Genomic DNA, 17,199 nt, shown 5'->3' with positions numbered 1-17,199 from the left:
CCATGGTGGTCCCATGGGACACGGGCTGCTTTCCAGATTCATCCATCCGAACCCGGCGATCCGGCGCGAGCTCGTCGATCTGCTGTACACGTCTCTGCCGCAGGTCATGTCGATCAACGCGGCCGCCATCACCGGCTCGGTCACGCTTGCGGTCCTGCACGGCGATCCCGGATACATCGCGATCTCATTCGCGATCATCGTCAACGCCATCGGTCGCGTGGTCAGCCTGCTGCGCTACAAACAATATGCGGGACGCCTGTCCGATCGCGACGTGATCCTGTGGGAGAAGGTGTACGCCGCGGGCGCCGCCGCCTTCGGCCTTGCGCTCGGCGCTCTCACCTTCCGCGCGTTCCAGCTCGACGATGCTCCGGGCGCATGGATCGCGTTCGGCCTGTCGATGTCCTATTGCGTCGGCATGGTGTCGCGCGCGGCGATCCGCCCGTGGGTCGTGCTGACGACTACCGCCGTGCTGCTCGCCCCCACGCTGATCGCGGGGCTGATGCGCCCCGAGCTGCCCTATCAGCTCGGGGCCGTCCTGCTGGTGCTGTTCTGGTTCTCGATCCGCGAAGCCTCGCGCCATCTCAGCACCGCGTTCATCGAGCGGCTCGAGGCCAAGCACGCGCTGGCCCGCCAGGCCAACCATGATTTCCTGACCGACCTGCCCAACCGGGCGGCCTTCCTGGCTGCGCTTGAACGCACGACCGGGACTGTCGCGATCGTTGCCATCGATCTCGATGGCTTCAAGCCCGTCAACGACCGCCACGGTCACCACGCCGGCGACGACCTGCTGCGTCAGGTCGCAGCCCGGCTGTCGAGCTGTGTCGGCCGGGGCGGTCTCGCCGCGCGCTTCGGCGGCGATGAGTTCATGCTGCTGAAGCCGGTGGCGAGCGGCACGGACGGACGCGACGAGGCGCTGGCGCTCGCGCGCGAGGCGGTCCGCTCGCTGTCGATGCCGTTCCTGCTGTCCGACATTCCCGTGGTGATCGGCGCCAGCGCCGGCCTGCTGGTGAACGACCGGCCGCTCACGGACGAGTCCATGGACGAGGTTCTGCGCCAGGTCGACAGCGCACTCTACGCCGCCAAGCGCGCCGGGGGCGGCTGCTGCACCTGGGCCGAAGCTGCGGACGGCGCGTTGCGGCAGGCGGGCTGACGCGCGGCCTTCGATCTCAGGCGACGATCACCTCGCGCAGCAGCGCGTCGATCTCCCCGGCGTCGAGCTCACCTTCGCGTCCGATCAGCACGAGCTGCGCCGTGAGGCCATCGGCGGGCGACACCGGCGACGGCGCCAAGGTGCCACGCGTCGCCACCGACTGAAACAGGATCGGCTGTCCCGGATGGTCGGTGAACAGCAGGATGCCCTTGATGCGCAGGGTGCGCGGCGCGAGCTTTCCGATCACCTGCTGGAAGCGGGCCAGCGACAGCGGAGCACGGGAGGTCCAGGTGAGGGTTGCGAAAGGTTGCGACATCGTCGGCACCTGCTTGGGTAGCTCTCGCGGCGCGCGAATGTCGCGGCTGAACAGCAGGTCCGGCGCGACGACGCCATGCGATATCTCGAAGATCGCCGATTGCGGCTTGATGCCGCCGACGACGCCGCGGACCGCATCGAGCGCGGCGCGGTCGAGCAGATCGGCCTTGGTCAGCAGCACGAAATCGGCGGCGCGCAGTTGCGAGCGCCACAGCGCGTCCTGCGCGATCCCGGGATCATCGCGCAGCCGCTGCGGATCGACCAGCGTGACCACGGTCTCCAGCGGCGCGACCCTGAAGATCACGGGATCCATCAGGCTGCGGATGATCTCGGCGGGATCGGAGATGCCCGATGTTTCGATCACGATCGCATCGGGTGCCGGATCGCGCTTGATGACGGAGGACAGCGTGCGCAGCAGGTCGCCCTGCAGCGAGCAGCAGATGCAGCCGTTCTTGAGGCTGATCACTCCTTCCGTGACAGTGCCGAGCAGTTGCGCGTCGATGTCGACCGCGCCGAAGTCGTTGACAACGGCGGCGATGCGCCGCCCGCCCGGATTGGCGAGCAGATGATTGAGCAGGGTCGTCTTGCCGGCGCCGAGCGAGCCGGCAACCAGCAGGACCGGGACGTTCATGACAGGACCGGACGGCGCACGGCCTGTCCCGGCCTGACGTCGCGAACGAGCTCGCCATTGGCGATGACCGCGCGGCCATTGACAAGCAGATGCCTCACGCCCTCGGACGGCCGGTTCATGTTGAGGAAGTCGGCGCGGTCACGCAGGCCCACGAGATCGAGCACCGCGATGTCGGCGTCGCAGCCGGCCTGCAGCCGTCCCTTCTTGCGCATCGCGGGCGTCGACGGTTCCAGAATCCGGGCCGGAATCAGCGTGCACTTGGCGAGGCCCTCCATCAGCGGCACCGCCTTGCGGTCCAGCACCCATTCGCGCAGGAATTTGGTGAACGTCGCCGATGAGCGCGGATGCGACACCGCGTCATCCGGCAGCGGCCAGGCGTCGCCGGTGTAGTCGGTACCGTTGGACAGGATCCACGGCATTGCATCGGAAGCGATGGCGCCGCCCGGAAACAGCACGGAGACGTCGAGCAGGTCGCGGTGGCGCTGGTTGACGGCGACATCGAGGAAATGGATCAGCACCAATGCGCCAGGATCGTCCTGCTGCCGCGCGAGCAATTCGTCGCGGCTGCCGAGCCGATGGCGCTCGGCCACCATCTCGATCGCGTCATAGCCGGTGCCCATGCGCTGGCAGAACGCGGGGTCGGCGAAGAAGCCGGCGCCAACCACGGTCGAGCCGGTGCCGTAGGGATAGGCTTCAGTCGTGACCTTCAGGCCCTGCTTCTGCGCGGTCTGCACCAGTTCGGCGCAGCGCTCGACATCCTGCAGGCTCGTGCTGTTGAAATGGCAGATGTGCATGTGGGCGCCGGTCGAGCCGGCCAGCCCGATCAGCCGCGTGTAGGCATCGACCGAGCTGCGCGGATCGACGTTCGACATGTAGGCGATGTGCGTATAGGTCGGCACGTCGTGCCTGGCCGCCAGGCTGCACAGCTCCGACAGCTCCTTCATGCCGGTGCCGGGCGCGTAGGCATTCGGGAAGGCGATGCCGAGACCGCCCTGCTCCAGACCCTGCCGGGTGCGCTCGACGATCTCGGCGGTCTCGGCCGCGGTCGCGACCTCCTCGACCCATCGCTTGTCGCGCATCGCCTCGCCCATGCCGGCGATGTTGGACGCGGTCTGCTGGGTCGTCATCGTCGCGATGCGCGCGAACACCCAGCCCGACGCTGCGCCGTAATTCAGAAGGCGGCCGATCGCCGCCTGCTCGTCATACCAGCGCGCCACCGGCATCACGCCGATCTCGAGCTCGAGCGTCGTGGTGACGCCGTCGAACGCCTGCATGCGGTCCGCCGGCAGCGACTGGCCGTGGGCGTGCAGATCGATGAAGCCGGGTACGACGGCGAGGCCAGCCGCATCGACCACCTGATCGGCAGCCCCGCCGACATCGCCCACGGCAGCAATTGCGCCATCCTTGATGGCGACATCGGCCGTGGCGTCGAGCTTCGTTTCCGGGTCGAGCACGCGACCGCCGCGAATGATCAGATCGTAGTGAGGCATGAAATCAGCTGGGCTCGCGAAGTGGAACTGCCGAAAGCCCTAACACAGATGCGCGAAGATGAGAACGCGGCGGGAGAGATCGATTCTCTCCGAGCCATGCGTGGCGCACTTATCAGTTCGTCGACCTGCCGCCCCCGCTCTTCCCCTTGCGCAAGCGATCGGTCAGGATTGCGAACAACGACCTCTCGGCATCCGCCGTTCGACAGAGGAGACCCGAATGGATTCGCCCACACGGCGCATCGCCGACTTCACCTGCGAGAAGCAGCCGGCGACCGGCGCGCGCGGGATGGTCGTCACCAACCATCCGCTCGCCTCCAGCGCCGGCGCCGAGATGCTGATGCGCGACGGCAACGCGATCGATGCCGCGGTCGCCGCACTGTTCGCGCTGACGGTGGTCGAGCCGATGATGGTCGGCATTCTGGGCGGCGGCCTGTCGCACATCCGCCTTGCGGATGGACGGCACATCGTGCTCGACGGATTGAGCACCGCGCCGCGGCGCGCCACGCCAGGAATGTATGATCCGGTCTCCGACGAGATCGCGCTGGCGCGCGAGACGCGCGGCCGCCGCAATGTCGCAGGCGCGCTCGCGGTCGCCGTGCCCGGTGCGCTGAAGGGATGGTGCGAGGCCCTGGCGCGCTTCGGCCGGCTGCCGCTGGCCGACGTGATGGCGCCGGCGATCCGGCTCGCCGAGCACGGCTTCATCGCCAGTCCCTATCTCAACGATTGCGTGCGGCTGGTCGCGGACGACCTCGCGCGCGATCCGCATCTCGCCGCGCTGTTCCTGCCGGACGGCACGCCGGTCAGGCCCGGCGCCCGCGTGATCCAGACCGACTATGCCCGCTCGCTGCGGCTGATCGCGGAGCACGGTCCGGACGCTCTCTACGGCGGTCCGCTCGGGATCGCGCTGGCCAACTACATGGCCCAAAGTGGCGGCCTGATCGATGCGGCCGACCTCGCCGCCTACGCGGTGATCGAGCGCGCGCCGATCCGCGGGCTCTATCGCGGCCATGAGATCATCGGCCCCCCGCCGCCCTCGTCCGGCGGCGTGCACATCGTGCAGATGCTGAACATCCTCGAGGGCTTCGACGTCGGCGGGCTCGGCTTCGGCTCGGCCGACGGCGCCCATCTGCTCGCCGAAGCGCTGAAGATCGCCTTCGCCGATCGGGCGGTCGCCACCGCCGATCCTGCATTCGTCGACGTGCCGGTCGCGCGGCTAACATCCAAGACCTATGCCGCCGAGCGGCGGGCAGAGATCGACATGCGCCGGGCACGGAGCTTCGGTCCTGGGCTTGCGCCGACGGAGTCCGCCAACACCACCCATGTCACGGTCGCCGATGCCGCGGGCAACGTCGTCGCGGCGACCCAGACCATCAACGGCCTGTTCGGCGCCTGCGTACAGATCCCGGGCACCGGCATGACCGCCAACAACTACATGTATAATTTCGATCCGCATCCGGGCCGCGCGCTGTCGATCCAGCCGGGCAAGCGCGTCTTCACCTCGATGGCGCCGATGATGGCGCTGCGCGACGGCCGCTTGCGCTATGCGCTCGGCCTGCCCGGGGGCTTGCGCATCTTTCCTTCGGCCTTCCAGGCGCTGGTCAACCTGATCGACCACGGCATGTCGCTGCAGGAGGCGGTCGAGGCGCCGCGGCTGTGGACGCAGGGCGGCGAGCTCGAGCTGGAGCCGGCCTTCCCCGACCATGTGGCGCAGGAGCTCGCCGGACGCGGCCACGAGATCAGGCGCGAGCCGGTCGTGGCCGGCGGCATGAACGCGATCGCGTTCGGCGACGACGGCACACTGACGGGTGCCGCGTGCTGGCGCGCCGACGGCACGCCGATCGCGATCTCCGGCGGGCGCGCCCGCGCCGGGCTCCGCTTCGCCATCGCGTGAGCTCTACAGGCGCTCTCGCATCATCCGCGCGATCGCCTCGCCGATCACGACGGTGGTGAAATGCGTGTTGGCGCGGCAGTCCGACGGCATGATCGAGGCGTCGGCGACGCGCAGGCCGGCAATGCCCTTCACGCGGCCGTCCGGATCGACCACGCCATCGTCATCGGTGAAGCCGCTCATGCGGCAGCTCCCGGCGGCATGCTGGATGTCGCCGGTGACCTGCCGCAGCAGCGCATCGAGCTCGGCATCGGGCAGCGCAGCCGCCTGCGGCAAGGTGAACTCCGTATCGCCGAGGCGAATCCAGTCGGCGATGTCGTGCAGCGCCGGCTGCACCGTGATCGGCGCCAGCCGCTTCACCGCATCGCGCATCCGCGCGATGTCGCTGACATCGGCCAGCATGTTCTCCTCGACGATCGGATCCACGCGCGGATCGGTCGAGGCGAGCTTGAGCGTACCGCGCGAGAAGGCGTTGAACAGGCCGGCGCCGATCGCGCCGGGCACACCGATGCCGCGATGATTGAACGCGATCAGGATCATGTCGCGCTTGCCGCCGCCGGCGAGGCCCGACGAGTAGGTGACGCAGCAATTGGTGTGGCGGGTGTCGCGATCGGTCGGACGCAGCGCGTCGCGCAATTGAATGGTGGTGCGGAACAGCGGATGATCGAAGAAGTGCCGTCCCACGGGAAGATCGCGCAGCACGGCGATGCCGAGCGCCTGCAGATCCGCCGCGGGGCCGATGCCCGAGCGCAGCAGGATCGCCGGACTATGGATGGCGCCGGCGCACAGCACGACCTCGCGCGCCGCGATGTCCTTCACGCCCTCACCCTCGACATGGACGCGCACGCCGGTCGTCCTGCCGTCACTGATCAGCAGCCGCTCGACCAGCGCCCGCCCGCGGATCTCGAGGTTCGAACGGCCGCGGGCCGGCTCCAGATAGGCCTCGTTGGTGGAGATGCGCCGGCCATTGCGGCTGTTGATCGGATAGCAGGCGACGCCCTCGCCGTCAGGCCCGTTGAGATCGTCGCACCAGGGATAACCGCTCGCCAGCGCGGCATCGCGCAGGCCGCGGTCGATCGGCCCCCATGTGTCAGGCGGTACGCGGTAGACCGGAAGCGGCCCGCCGCGGCCGTGACCCTCGCGATCACCGAGCGCGAGATCGTCCTCGATCATCGCGAACAGCGGCATGATGTCCTTGGCCGACCATCCCGTGCAGCCATTGGCCGCCCATTCGTCGAACGCATCGGCCACGCCGCGGATCGCGATCTGGCCGTTCATCATCGAGCTGCCTCCCAGCCCCTTGCCGCGCCAGTAGAAGCGCATGTCCTGCCCGGCGACGCGGCGGGACATCAGCTGCGGCCACTGCCATGTCTCCTGGAAGGCGCGATCATGGATGATCGGAATCGGGTTCGGCGTCACGATCTCCCACGGCGCCTCGTCCGCCCGCCAGTCGGCGCCGGCCTCGAGCAGCAGGACCCGCGTCCGGGCGTCTTCTGACAGGCGTGCAGCCACGGCCGCCCCCGCGGAGCCGCCGCCGACCACAATGACGTCATGCATGAACTGAATTCCCGCTGTTCTCTGGCATCGCAATCATGACGGCCAGCTTGCGCTGCCGCGAGCGATCCGTGAAGCCCTCGAAAACTCAGGCCACCAGCATGCCGACGCAGAGCTGCGGCGCATCCTCGGCCACGAGACAGGAGGCCACGGCGATTACCTCGCGCGCCGATTTCCAGGCGCCGCCGCCGCCGGCCGGGCCATTGGTGTAGAGCGTCTCGACCTCGTTGCCGATGCGGATCGCCTCCGCCATCGTCTCGGTCCGCCCGGCGACACGAATGCGCACCTCATGGGGCTCGGCACCCTCTGCGCGCTCGTCGCCATGCAGCGCATTCAGCCCGATCAGGTCGCAGCGCAGCTCGCTCACCGCCACGCCGGTGAGCGCGAGACGCTCGCGGACGATGTCGAGCGCGAGGCGGCCGCGCGCGACGGCACCGGGACCGGCATAGGAGATCTGCCCCTCGCCGACATAGGAGTCGAGATAGCCGACCGAGGTCTTCAGCAGTCCCGTCTTCGGCCGGCCGCGGCCGCCGACCACCCTGACCCGGTCCGCACCGAGCTCCTCGACGGTCACCTGCGAGAAATCCGCCACGACGTCGGGCTGGAAATATTGCGCGGGATCGTGGATCTCATAGAGCAACTGCTCCTTCACCGTTGCCGGCGTGACGCAGCCGCCGGAGCCCGCGACCTTGGTCACGATCAGTTCGCCATCCTCGCGCACCTCACCGATCGGAAAGCCGAGCCGGGCGAGATCGGGAACGTCCTTGAGTCCGGGATCGGCGAAATAGCCGCCGGTGATCTGGCCGGCGCATTCGAGCAGATGACCGACGACGGTGCCCTGCCCGAGCCGGTCCCAATCGTCCAAAGCCCAGCCGAACTCATGAATCAGGGGGCCGAGGAACAGCGCCGGATCGGCGGCGCGCCCGGTGATCACGACATCGGCTCCGCCCGCGAGCGCCTCCGCGATCGCGCCCGCGCCGACATAGGCGTTGGCGGAGACGACGCGATTGCCGAGGGCATGGATCGTGTCGCCGGTGTCGAGCACGACATCCGCTGTCTTCAACGGCTCCAGAACATCGTCGCCGGTCACGGCCGCGATCTTCAGCCCCGTCAATCCAAGCTGGCGCGCGATGGCGCGGGTGGCTTCGGCCGCGGCGACCGGATTGGCGGCGCCCATGTTGGTGACGATACGGACCTTGTTGGCGCGGCAGATCGGCAGCACCGCCTGCATGCGCGCCGCCAGCAGCGGATCATAGCCGGCGGCCGGATCCTTCATGCGCGCCTGCTGCGCCAGCGCGATCGTGCGCTCCGCAAGGCATTCGAACACGAGATAGTTCAGGCCGCCCTTCGCCGCGAGCTCCACCGCGGGCTCGATCCGGTCGCCGGAATAGCCCGCGCCGGCGCCGATCCTGATGCTTCGCATCGGCCGCTCCTCCTGACATCATGCGCCGTTCGTCGGCTTCTGCCGGCCACATTAGCGGCCGCGGTGCGACGTTGCCAACGTCCGCATCAGACGATCAGGCATGCTGCTCATCCGCGAGCGCCAGCGTCGGGGCCGCGCTGCTCGCCGTGCATGCGACGGCAACGGCCATGTGCTCGTCCGCCCAGCACCATCGCTGGCCGCCGGCGCGCTTGGCGGCATAGAGCGCGCGATCGACCTGGCCGAGCAGCGCTTCCGTATCCGCCCGCCGATCCCCCGCGACCAGAACGCCGGCGCTGGCGCCGATCTGCACGCGCGTTCCAGCCAGCGTGAAGGGACGCGACAGCGCCGTCACCGCGGCTTGCGCGAGCGCGAGCGCGGCGTCACGTCCGGCTGCGGGCAGCAGCAGCATGAACTCGTCACCGCCGAACCGCGCCGCCAGGCCGGCTTCGCCGAGGCAATCCTGCAGGCGTGCGCCGACCTGGCACAACAGCTCGTCGCCGGCCTGATGGCCGAACCGGTCATTGACGAGCTTGAAGCCGTCGAGATCGACCGCAATGATCGCCACGGGACGATCGCACCGGCCGAGCGCGGCGATGAATGCAGCCCGGTTCGGCAGGCCGGTGAGGAAATCGCGCAGCGCCTGCCGCGCCAGCGCCTGCTCGGCCATGATCCGCTCGGTGAAGGCGGCCGTCAGCCGATAGGACGTCCCGCGCAGCGTGATCCAGAACAGCACGACCATGCCGGCGCCCATCCGGTAGACCGGCTCGGGCTGCATCAGGCAGGCGATGACGGTCGGGATCAGCAGCACCGCCGACGAGGTCATGACGATCCACGGGCTGACGCGCGACACGATGCCGACACAGAACGCCATCGACAGGCCGAAGCACATCCAGATCCCGGGCCCGTCGCCGATCTGGAACGCGCGGGCCGACAGCGCACCGATGGCCAGACCGAAGGCGGCGGCGCCGAGGCCGTAGAGGCGTTCCCAGCGAATGATGGCGTCGTGATCGAGCCGATCGAAGCGCGCGGCGAACATCCGCAGCTTGACCACGCGCAGCGCGCCGATCACCAGCAGCGCCACCGTGATCGCGGCGTAGCCCGGATCGTGCGCCACCCAGGCCATCACGCTGCCGATCACGACGGCCGCGACCGCGATCGTCCCGACCAGCGGCATCGAGCTGTACAGCAGGTGCGCGAGGTCGCGACGAATGTCCGGGTCCAATCGATGCATCGCAATTCCGTTTCGGCAATTGCGCGCACTCTCGTACCCACGCCTTAACGAAATCTCGCTGCACCCGCGAAGGGCTGCCATGCGCCGCGGATGCTTAAGAGATGCTCACCGCAACCCTGAAAATGCGAATGATGCCAGCGCATGACGCGCCAGAGCGACACAGGGCGTCGGATCAGCTCGCCCAATTGTCGCGGAACTCGCCGAACAGCGTGATGCCGCCGCAGGCATAGATCGTCTGTCCGGTGATGTAGCTCGCCTCGGCTGAGGCGAGAAAGGCGAACACGCCGGCGATCTCTTCCGGGCTCGCCACCCGCCCCATCGGAATGTGGGACTCGACCGCCGCGCGCTTGGCGGGGTCATCGGTCCAGGCGGCGTTGATCGGCGTGTCGACCGCGCCGGGCCCGACCGAATTGACGCGGATGCCGCGGCCGGCGAATTCGAGCGCGAGGGTCCGGGTGAGGCCCGCCATCGCGCTCTTGCTGATCGAATAAGCGAGATAGCCGGGCTTCGGAATGATCTGGTGCACGCTCGACGTATTGATGATGTTGCCGCCGCCGCGCGCGACGAAATGCGCCAGCGCATGACGCGCGCACAGCACCGCGCCGTTGAGATTGACATCGAGGATATTGCGATAGGCGTCGACGTCGAGCGCCTCGCTCGGCGATTCCCGCTGGAAGCCGGCATTGTTGACCAGGCAGTCGAGCCGGGGCCAGCGCGTCAGCACGGTCTCGAACATCTCGGCGATCTCGGCCTCGACGCCGATGTCGGCCTTCACGGCGAAATGATCGCGCGCGCCGTGACCATGCGCGGCGGAGGCCGCGTGCACCAGCGCCAGGGTCTCATCGCCCGATGGCGACGGACCGCCGAAATTGATCGCGACATGCGCGCCCTCCTCGGCAAAGCGCACCGCGATCGCGCGGCCGATGCCTTGGGCCGCACCGGTCACCAGCGCGTAGTGCCCGACCAGGCGCGACGCCCGTTCGGCTGGTTGGTCAGATGGCTCCATGTCTCGACTCCCTGAAAATGAGCTCGCCTCGCTCGCGCTACGATGACTCGCGTTCGGATGACAAGGCTATCAGGAGTCTGGTATCGCTCCACTCCCTATCCGTCACTGCGCACGCACGCGTGAGACGTCATGTATCTCGGCATCGATCTTGGAACATCCGCGGTCAAGACGATCATCGTCGATGATGCGCAGCGCGTCGTTGCGAGCAGCAGCCACGCCTTGACGATGGACGTGCCGCGACCCGGCTGGGCCGAGCAGGACCCCGCCGCCTGGATCGCCGCGGTGTTCGCCACGCTCGATGCGCTCAAGGCCGATCATCCCGGCGCGTTGGCGGCGGTGGACGCCATCGGCCTGTCGGGCCAGATGCATGGCCCGGTGCTGCTCGATGCCGCGATGAATCCGTTGCGGCCCTGCATTCTCTGGAACGACGGGCGGTCGGAGCGGGAATGCGTCGCGCTGGAGCAGCGCTGGCCCGCCTTGCGCACGATCACCGGCAACAAGGCGATGCCTGGTTTTGCCGCGCCGAAGCTGATGTGGATCGCGGCGCACGAGCCCGAGATCTTCGCGGCCACGCGGCTGGTTCTGCTGCCAAAGGCCTATGTCCGGCTGGTGCTGACGGGCGATGCGATCGAGGACATGTCCGATGCGTCCGGCTCGCTCTGGCTCGATGTCGTCGGGCGCGACTGGTCGGACGAGGGCCTCGCCGCCACCGGCCTGACGCGTGCGCAGATGCCGCGCCTCGTCGAAGGCTGCGCGCCGGCGGGCCGGTTGCGCAGCGACCTCGCGGAACGCTGGGGCATGACGAAGCGTCCGGCCTTCGCGGGCGGCGCGGGCGACAACCCGGCCGGTGCCGTCGGCATCGGCGCCGTCAGGCCGGGCGCCACTTTCATCACGCTCGGCACGTCCGGCGCCGTGATCACGCCGGTCGACGCCGCCACGGCCAATCCCGAGCGCGTCGTTCACACCTTCTGTCATGCCGTCCCTGCGATGTGGCTGCAGGCCGGCGCGATGCTGTCGGCGGCCTCATGCCTCGCCTGGGTCGCGCGGCTGCTCGGCGCGAGCGAAACGGAGCTGCTTGCCCCGCTGGGCACACGGCCCGCCGCGCCGTCGCCGGTCAGCTTCCTGCCCTATCTCGCGGGCGAGCGGACGCCGCATGACGATCCCCATGCCCGCGGCCTGCTCGACGGCCTGAGCCATGCGACAGATCGCAGCGTCATCGTCCAGGCGGTGCTCGAGGGCGTGGCCTTCGCCCTGGCCGACTGCCGCGACGCGCTGAGGGAAACCGGCCTCGTGATTGCCGAAGCGGATGCGATCGGCGGCGGATCGCGCTCCGACCTCTGGCTGGCGATCCTGGCTGATGTCCTCGGCATTCCCGTTCATCGGCTGGCCGAGGGCGAGACCGGCGCCGCCTTCGGCGCGGCCCGGCTGGCACGTCTTGCCGTTACCGGCGAGGACATCGGCGCGGTCTGCACGCCGCCGGCGCGCGTGCGGACCTTCGCGCCGGACGTCGCGCTGTCGGCAGCCTATGCCGAGCGGCGGCCGCGCTGGCAACAGCTCTATCGTCGGCCGAGCTAACCCGATCTCCGAAAGGCATTCGTCGCGGCGACGCGTTGCAGCGGCGTCTCTTTCATATTGTATTCGGCAACAGCCTCTAGTTTAATGGCTACCCCGCGCCAGCGATCAACGAGCCGCGGACGACAAGACGACGTGCATTGGGAGGCACGATGAGCGGTCCGATCCTCGAGATGCGAGGGGTGTCGAAGTCATTCTTCACCATCAAGGCCCTGCACAAGGTCGACCTCACCGTCTACGCCGGCGAAGTCCATGCGCTGATGGGCGAAAACGGTGCCGGCAAATCCACGCTGATGAAGATTCTCTCCGGCGCCTATCGCCCGGATCCCGGCGGTGAGATCCGCATCGAGGGCCGGCCGGTGCGCATCGAAGGGCCGATGGGCGGCCGCAACGCCGGCATTTCGATCATCTACCAGGAGTTGTCGCTGGCGCCGAACCTGACGGTCGCCGAAAACATCTATCTCGGGCGCGAGCTGTCGCAGAGCGGCCTGCTCGCGCGCAGCACCATGCGCGAGGGCGCTGGACCGATCCTGGACCGGCTCGGCGCCGATTTCACCGCCTCCACCTTGGTGGCCGAGTTGTCGATGGGCCAACGCCAGCTGGTGGAGATTGCCCGCGCGCTGCATGCACGATCCAAGATCCTGATCATGGACGAGCCGACGACCTCCCTGTCAGCCGGCGAGAGCGAGAAGCTGTTCGCGCTGATCCGCCAGCTGCGCGCCGAGGGGCTCGCCATCATCTACATCTCGCATCGCATGGACGAGGTCTATGCGCTCGGCGACCGCGTCACCGTGCTGCGCGACGGCCGGCTGGTCGGCTCGCTCGACAAGCCGGAGATCCGCGCCGACAGCATCGTCCGCATGATGGTCGGCCGCGACGTGTCGTCGTTCTACAAGAAGGATCACGACCCGCACGCCAAGCGTGACCGCGCGGTGCTCAGCGCCGTCGATCTCGGCGACGGCCATCGCGTCAAGAACTGCTCGCTGACCGTTCATGCCGGCGAGGTGGTCGGCCTCGCCGGGCTGATCGGCGCCGGACGCACCGAGCTCGCGCATCTCATCATCGGCGCCGCGCCGAAGACGACCGGACACATCGAGCTCGACGGCGAGAAAGTCAGCATCGACACGCCGCGCGATGCGCTCGATGCCGGGATCGCCTATCTGACCGAGGACCGGAAGGCGCTGGGCCTGTTTCTCGACATGTCCTGCGCCGACAACATCAACCTCGTCGTGATCGGACGCGACGCGAAGCTCGGCGGCATTCTCGATCGCGACAAGGCGAAGACGCGCGCCGACGAAGCATTCGCCGCGCTCGGCATCCGCGCCCCCAATCCCGGCGTCACCGTCGGCGGGCTGTCGGGCGGCAATCAGCAGAAGGTGCTGCTGTCGCGCCTGCTTGCGACCGCGCCGAAGGTCCTGATCCTGGACGAGCCGACGCGCGGCGTCGACGTCGGCGCCAAGTCCGAGATCTATTCGATCATCGACAATCTCGCCAAGTCGGGCACCGCGATCCTGGTGATCTCGTCCGATTTGCCGGAGATCCTCGGCATCTGCGACCGCGTGCTGGTGATGCGCGAAGGGCACCTGGCCGGCGAGCTGCAGCAGAGCACGACATCACCCATCACCCAGGAAGACATCATGGCGCTGGCCACCGGGACGGAGCACGTCGATGCCTGACAACAGTTCGTCGCAAGCCAAGACCGCGCCTTCATCCGGCCTGCCGTCCGCGTCGGACAACAAGCAGCAGCGGCTGCGGCTGATGATCCGCGCCGCCGGCATGCTGCCGGTGCTGCTCATCCTTTGCGTCGGCTTCCACCTGCTGTCGGAGGGACGCTTCTTCACCGGACAGAATCTCGGCATCGTGCTGCAGCAGGCCGCGGTCAACACCGTGCTCGCCGCCGGGATGACCTTTGTCATCCTGACCGGCGGCATCGATCTCTCGGTCGGCTCGATCCTGGCCGCCGCGGCGATGGCCGGGCTGACACTGTCGAAGATGCCAGATCTCGGCGCGCTGTGGCTGCCGGCCGCGGTGCTGACGGGCCTTGCCTTCGGTGTCGTCAATGGCGCGCTAATCGCGCTGTTGCGGCTGCCGCCGTTCATCGTGACCCTCGGATCGCTCACCGCGGTGCGCGGTCTCGCCCGCCTGATGGGTGGCGACACCACCGTGTTCAACCCGTCCATTCCCTATGCCTTCATCGGCAACGCCTCGCTGACGATCATTCCGGGCGTCGTCTCGATCCCCTGGCTGTCGGTGATCGCGTTGCTCGTGATCCTCGGCTCCTGGCTGATCCTGCGCCGGACCGTGCTCGGCGTGCACATCTATGCCGTCGGCGGCAATGAGAGCGCGGCGCGGCTCGCCGGCATCAAGGTCTGGGCGGTGCTGATCTTCGTCTACGGCATGTCCGGCCTGCTCGCCGGCCTCGGCGGCGGCATGCAGGCGGCGCGGCTCTATGCGGCGAACGGCCTGCAGCTCGGCCAGTCCTACGAGCTCGACGCCATCACCGCGGTCATTCTCGGCGGCACGTCGTTCGTCGGCGGCATCGGCTCGATCTGGGGCACCTTGGTCGGCGCGCTCATCATCGCGGTGTTGTCGAACGGGCTCATCCTGGTCGGCGTGTCCGACATCTGGCAATACGTCATCAAGGGCCTCGTGATCATCGGTGCCGTCGCGCTCGACCGCTACCGGCTGCAGGGCTCGGCCCGCACCTGAGTCGACATGGCGGGCTCCACCGGGGCCCGCCGCAACGCATTCTTCCACGGCCACTGGTCCGCCGTGCGTAGACGAACAGGAAGGGCCAGGGAGGAAACCAATGTTGAAGTCGGTTTTGTTTGCCGGTGCCGCGCTTGCGCTCGTGATGAGCTCCGCGCCGTCGTCGGCCAAGGAGCTGAAATCGATCGGCGTCTCGCTGGGCTCGCTCGGCAATCCGTTCTTCGTCGCGTTGTCGAAGGGCGCGGAGTTCGAGGCCAAGAAGACCAACCCGAACGTCAAGATCACCGCGGTCGGCTTCGAATACGATCTCGGCAAGCAGGTCACCCAGATCGACAACTTCATCGCCGCGGGCGTCGACATGATCCTGCTCAATCCGGGTGATCCGAAGGCGGTGGGTCCTGCGATCAAGAAGGCGCAGGCCGCCGGCATCATCGTCGTCGCGGTCGACACCGCGGCCGAGGGCGCCGACGCCACCGTGACCACCAACAACGTGCAGGCCGGCGAGATCTCGTGCCAGTACATCGTCGACAAGCTCGGCGGCAAGGGCGACGTCATCATCGAGAACGGGCCGCAGGTGTCGGCCGTGATCGACCGCGTCAACGGCTGCAAGAGCGTGTTCGCCAAGGCTCCTGGCATCAAGGTGCTGTCGAGCGACCAGGACGGCAAGGGTTCGCGCGAGGGCGGCCTCACGGTGACGCAGGGCTATCTGACGCGCTTCCCCAAGATCGACGCGATCTTCGCCATCAACGATCCGCAGGCGATCGGCACCGATCTCGCCGCGCGTCAGCAGGGGCGCACCGGCATCGTCATCACCGCGGTCGACGGCGCGCCCGACATCGAAGCCGCGCTGAAGGATCCGGCCTCGCAGCAGATCCAGGCCTCGGCCTCGCAGGATCCGTTCTTCATGGCGCGCCGCGCCGTGCAGATCGGCGTCGGCCTACTCAACGGCCAGAAGCCCGCCTCGACCGTCGAGCTGCTGCCCTCCAAGCTGATCACGCGCGACAATGTCGGCGAGTACAAGGGCTGGACCTCGGAGCGGAAGGAATAGCCAGGAATAGCCGACCCGACATAGCTCGAACATCCCACATGAGGTTCGGCGCCGCCCCTTGCCGGGCGGCGTCTTGCTTTGGGAACTGAAATGCGCGGGCGTCACGACAATCAGCATGGCAGTCCACGTCTGTCGCATTTGCGACAATGATCCACTTGATCGGGCGGTGCAGATCGCCCTCCCCGCTGGTCCGGAACTTGCGTGGGCCTGCCTGACGGCATCAATCAGCAGGCGATCCGATGGCTTTCACCGCAGTCTGTCCGACAACCGCCATGGCCGAAGGCGGCATGGGCCTGTACCAGGTCGGCAAGAAGAGCGTGCTGCTGCTCTGGCCCGCCGGCGGCGAGCTGAAGGCCTTTCGCGGCCGTTGCCCGCATGCCGACGTGCCGCTGACGGAGGCGACGTTCGACGGCAAGACGATCACCTGCCCGCACCATCAATGGGGCTTCGACGGCGGCAGCGGCAAGTGCGTCACGCATCTGGTCCGCAACGCGCTGCACGCCTATCCCCTGCAGGTCGAAGGCGGCGAGATCCAGGTCGATGTCGGTCCGATCAAGCCGGCGCGTGCTTCGGCTTGATCGGCACATCGAAGACGAGAGCAACCGCGAGGCACTTCCCTGTCCGTGCTGCGAACGGACGCCATATCGACGAGTTCAGCAGCATGACGGGCGCCGCGGACTGGGTGATCTGGAATGGCTCGGTGGGGATCGTCGACACGGTCCGGCTCGGCGCCATTGTCGAAGGTGCAACGGGCCGGCTCGCGCAGCTCGCGACGCCCTACGACGCCGTCGGGCCGTTCAGCTTCGACGAGCTGGAGACGCAGGGCCGGGTCGTGTTCGGTGCCTGCCTCGTCATGTCACAACGACGCTGGCGACAGGATCAGGATGCGTTGCGCATCGAGGCGCGGGCCGCGCGTCGCGCCCTGTGGGATCGGCTCGCACGCGACCGGAACGACGACGCCTTTCGCGCGGTCCTCGAGCTGCCCCTGCAGGGCACGCTGACGGCTACGCACATCAAGGCTGCGTTCCGCCGGCTGGCCAAGACCGCACATCCCGACGCGGGCGGCAGCAATGACCTTTATCGGCGCATTTCCGAGGCGCGCGATGCGCTGCTGGCACAGTTGGGCTGAAGATCGCTGGCGATGAAGCGGCCGACAGCGACGAAATGGCCAAGCCGAGCGAG

Annotated in this window: 14 protein-coding genes; 8 read left to right on the top strand and 6 right to left on the bottom strand. The window is 68.2% G+C overall.

Going from position 1 to position 17,199, the window contains the following annotated elements:
* Positions 1–13: 13 nt before the first annotated feature.
* A complete protein-coding gene (locus tag ACQR1F_RS17330; RefSeq protein ID WP_434913516.1) occupies positions 14–1,150 on the top strand; it encodes a diguanylate cyclase domain-containing protein in 1,137 nt (378 codons plus the stop codon).
* A 16-nt stretch (positions 1,151–1,166) separates the two neighbouring features.
* Here ACQR1F_RS17330 and ACQR1F_RS17325 read toward each other — a convergent pair whose 3' ends face one another.
* Together ACQR1F_RS17325 and ACQR1F_RS17320 are read right to left on the bottom strand one after the other, a co-directional pair.
* Positions 1,167–2,096 carry a CobW family GTP-binding protein gene (locus tag ACQR1F_RS17325; RefSeq protein WP_434890361.1) on the bottom strand — a complete coding sequence of 310 codons (930 nt, stop codon included), beginning with the start codon at positions 2,094–2,096 and terminating at the stop codon, positions 1,167–1,169.
* Positions 2,093–3,586, bottom strand: coding sequence for an amidohydrolase family protein (locus ACQR1F_RS17320; protein WP_410051914.1), 1,494 nt, complete (start codon positions 3,584–3,586; stop codon positions 2,093–2,095). Before ACQR1F_RS17320 ends, ACQR1F_RS17325 begins: the two co-directional genes overlap by 4 nt.
* Positions 3,587–3,803: 217 nt before the next feature.
* On the opposite strand from ACQR1F_RS17320, the gene ggt reads away from it, so the two are divergent.
* A complete protein-coding gene (ggt, locus tag ACQR1F_RS17315; RefSeq protein ID WP_434913515.1) occupies positions 3,804–5,477 on the top strand; it encodes a gamma-glutamyltransferase in 1,674 nt (557 codons plus the stop codon).
* Between the two features lie 3 nt (positions 5,478–5,480).
* On the opposite strand, the gene ACQR1F_RS17310 is transcribed toward ggt, so the two are convergent.
* The 4 genes from ACQR1F_RS17310 to ACQR1F_RS17295 all read right to left on the bottom strand — a co-directional run bounded on the left by ACQR1F_RS17310 (position 5,481) and on the right by ACQR1F_RS17295 (position 10,688).
* Positions 5,481–7,031, bottom strand: coding sequence for a GMC family oxidoreductase (locus ACQR1F_RS17310; RefSeq protein ID WP_434913514.1), 1,551 nt, complete (start codon positions 7,029–7,031; stop codon positions 5,481–5,483).
* Positions 7,032–7,116: 85 nt separating this feature from the next.
* A complete protein-coding gene (locus ACQR1F_RS17305) occupies positions 7,117–8,451 on the bottom strand; it encodes an acyclic terpene utilization AtuA family protein (RefSeq protein ID WP_434883570.1) in 1,335 nt (444 codons plus the stop codon).
* 94 nt (positions 8,452–8,545) lie between these two features.
* The gene (locus ACQR1F_RS17300) at positions 8,546–9,682 is read right to left on the bottom strand and encodes a diguanylate cyclase domain-containing protein (protein ID WP_434913513.1); all 1,137 of its coding nucleotides are present in this window, start codon (positions 9,680–9,682) and stop codon (positions 8,546–8,548) included.
* 172 nt (positions 9,683–9,854) lie between these two features.
* Positions 9,855–10,688 (bottom strand): SDR family oxidoreductase, encoded by an 834-nt coding sequence (locus ACQR1F_RS17295; protein WP_434895011.1) that lies wholly within the window; start codon positions 10,686–10,688, stop codon positions 9,855–9,857.
* A 129-nt stretch (positions 10,689–10,817) separates the two neighbouring features.
* Here ACQR1F_RS17295 and xylB point away from each other — a divergent pair, with 129 nt between their 5' ends.
* From xylB to ACQR1F_RS17265, 6 genes are all read left to right on the top strand, one after another.
* Positions 10,818–12,263 (top strand): xylulokinase, encoded by a 1,446-nt coding sequence (xylB, locus tag ACQR1F_RS17290; RefSeq protein ID WP_434913512.1) that lies wholly within the window; start codon positions 10,818–10,820, stop codon positions 12,261–12,263.
* A 149-nt stretch (positions 12,264–12,412) separates the two neighbouring features.
* Complete coding sequence (locus ACQR1F_RS17285; RefSeq protein ID WP_434913511.1) at positions 12,413–13,936, top strand: sugar ABC transporter ATP-binding protein; 1,524 nt, start codon at positions 12,413–12,415, stop codon at positions 13,934–13,936.
* Entirely contained in the window at positions 13,929–14,969 is a 1,041-nt protein-coding gene (locus ACQR1F_RS17280) for an ABC transporter permease subunit (RefSeq protein WP_315804813.1), read from the top strand. Before ACQR1F_RS17285 ends, ACQR1F_RS17280 begins: the two co-directional genes overlap by 8 nt.
* Positions 14,970–15,069: 100 nt before the next feature.
* Positions 15,070–16,017, top strand: coding sequence for an ABC transporter substrate-binding protein (locus tag ACQR1F_RS17275; protein WP_316177367.1), 948 nt, complete (start codon positions 15,070–15,072; stop codon positions 16,015–16,017).
* A 239-nt stretch (positions 16,018–16,256) separates the two neighbouring features.
* Positions 16,257–16,595 carry a Rieske 2Fe-2S domain-containing protein gene (locus ACQR1F_RS17270; RefSeq protein ID WP_434913510.1) on the top strand — a complete coding sequence of 113 codons (339 nt, stop codon included), beginning with the start codon at positions 16,257–16,259 and terminating at the stop codon, positions 16,593–16,595.
* A gap of 83 nt (positions 16,596–16,678) precedes the next feature.
* Positions 16,679–17,146: a J domain-containing protein gene (locus tag ACQR1F_RS17265; RefSeq protein ID WP_434913509.1), complete on the top strand. Its 468-nt coding sequence runs from the start codon at positions 16,679–16,681 to the stop codon at positions 17,144–17,146.
* Positions 17,147–17,199: the final 53 nt, after the last annotated feature.

It is taken from the genome of Bradyrhizobium sp. HKCCYLS3013, assembly GCF_051167615.1.
Taxonomy (GTDB): Bacteria; Pseudomonadota; Alphaproteobacteria; order Rhizobiales; family Xanthobacteraceae; genus Bradyrhizobium.
The sequence above is the reverse complement of the archived record's forward strand: the minus strand, read 5'-3'. Positions and strand labels throughout refer to the sequence as shown.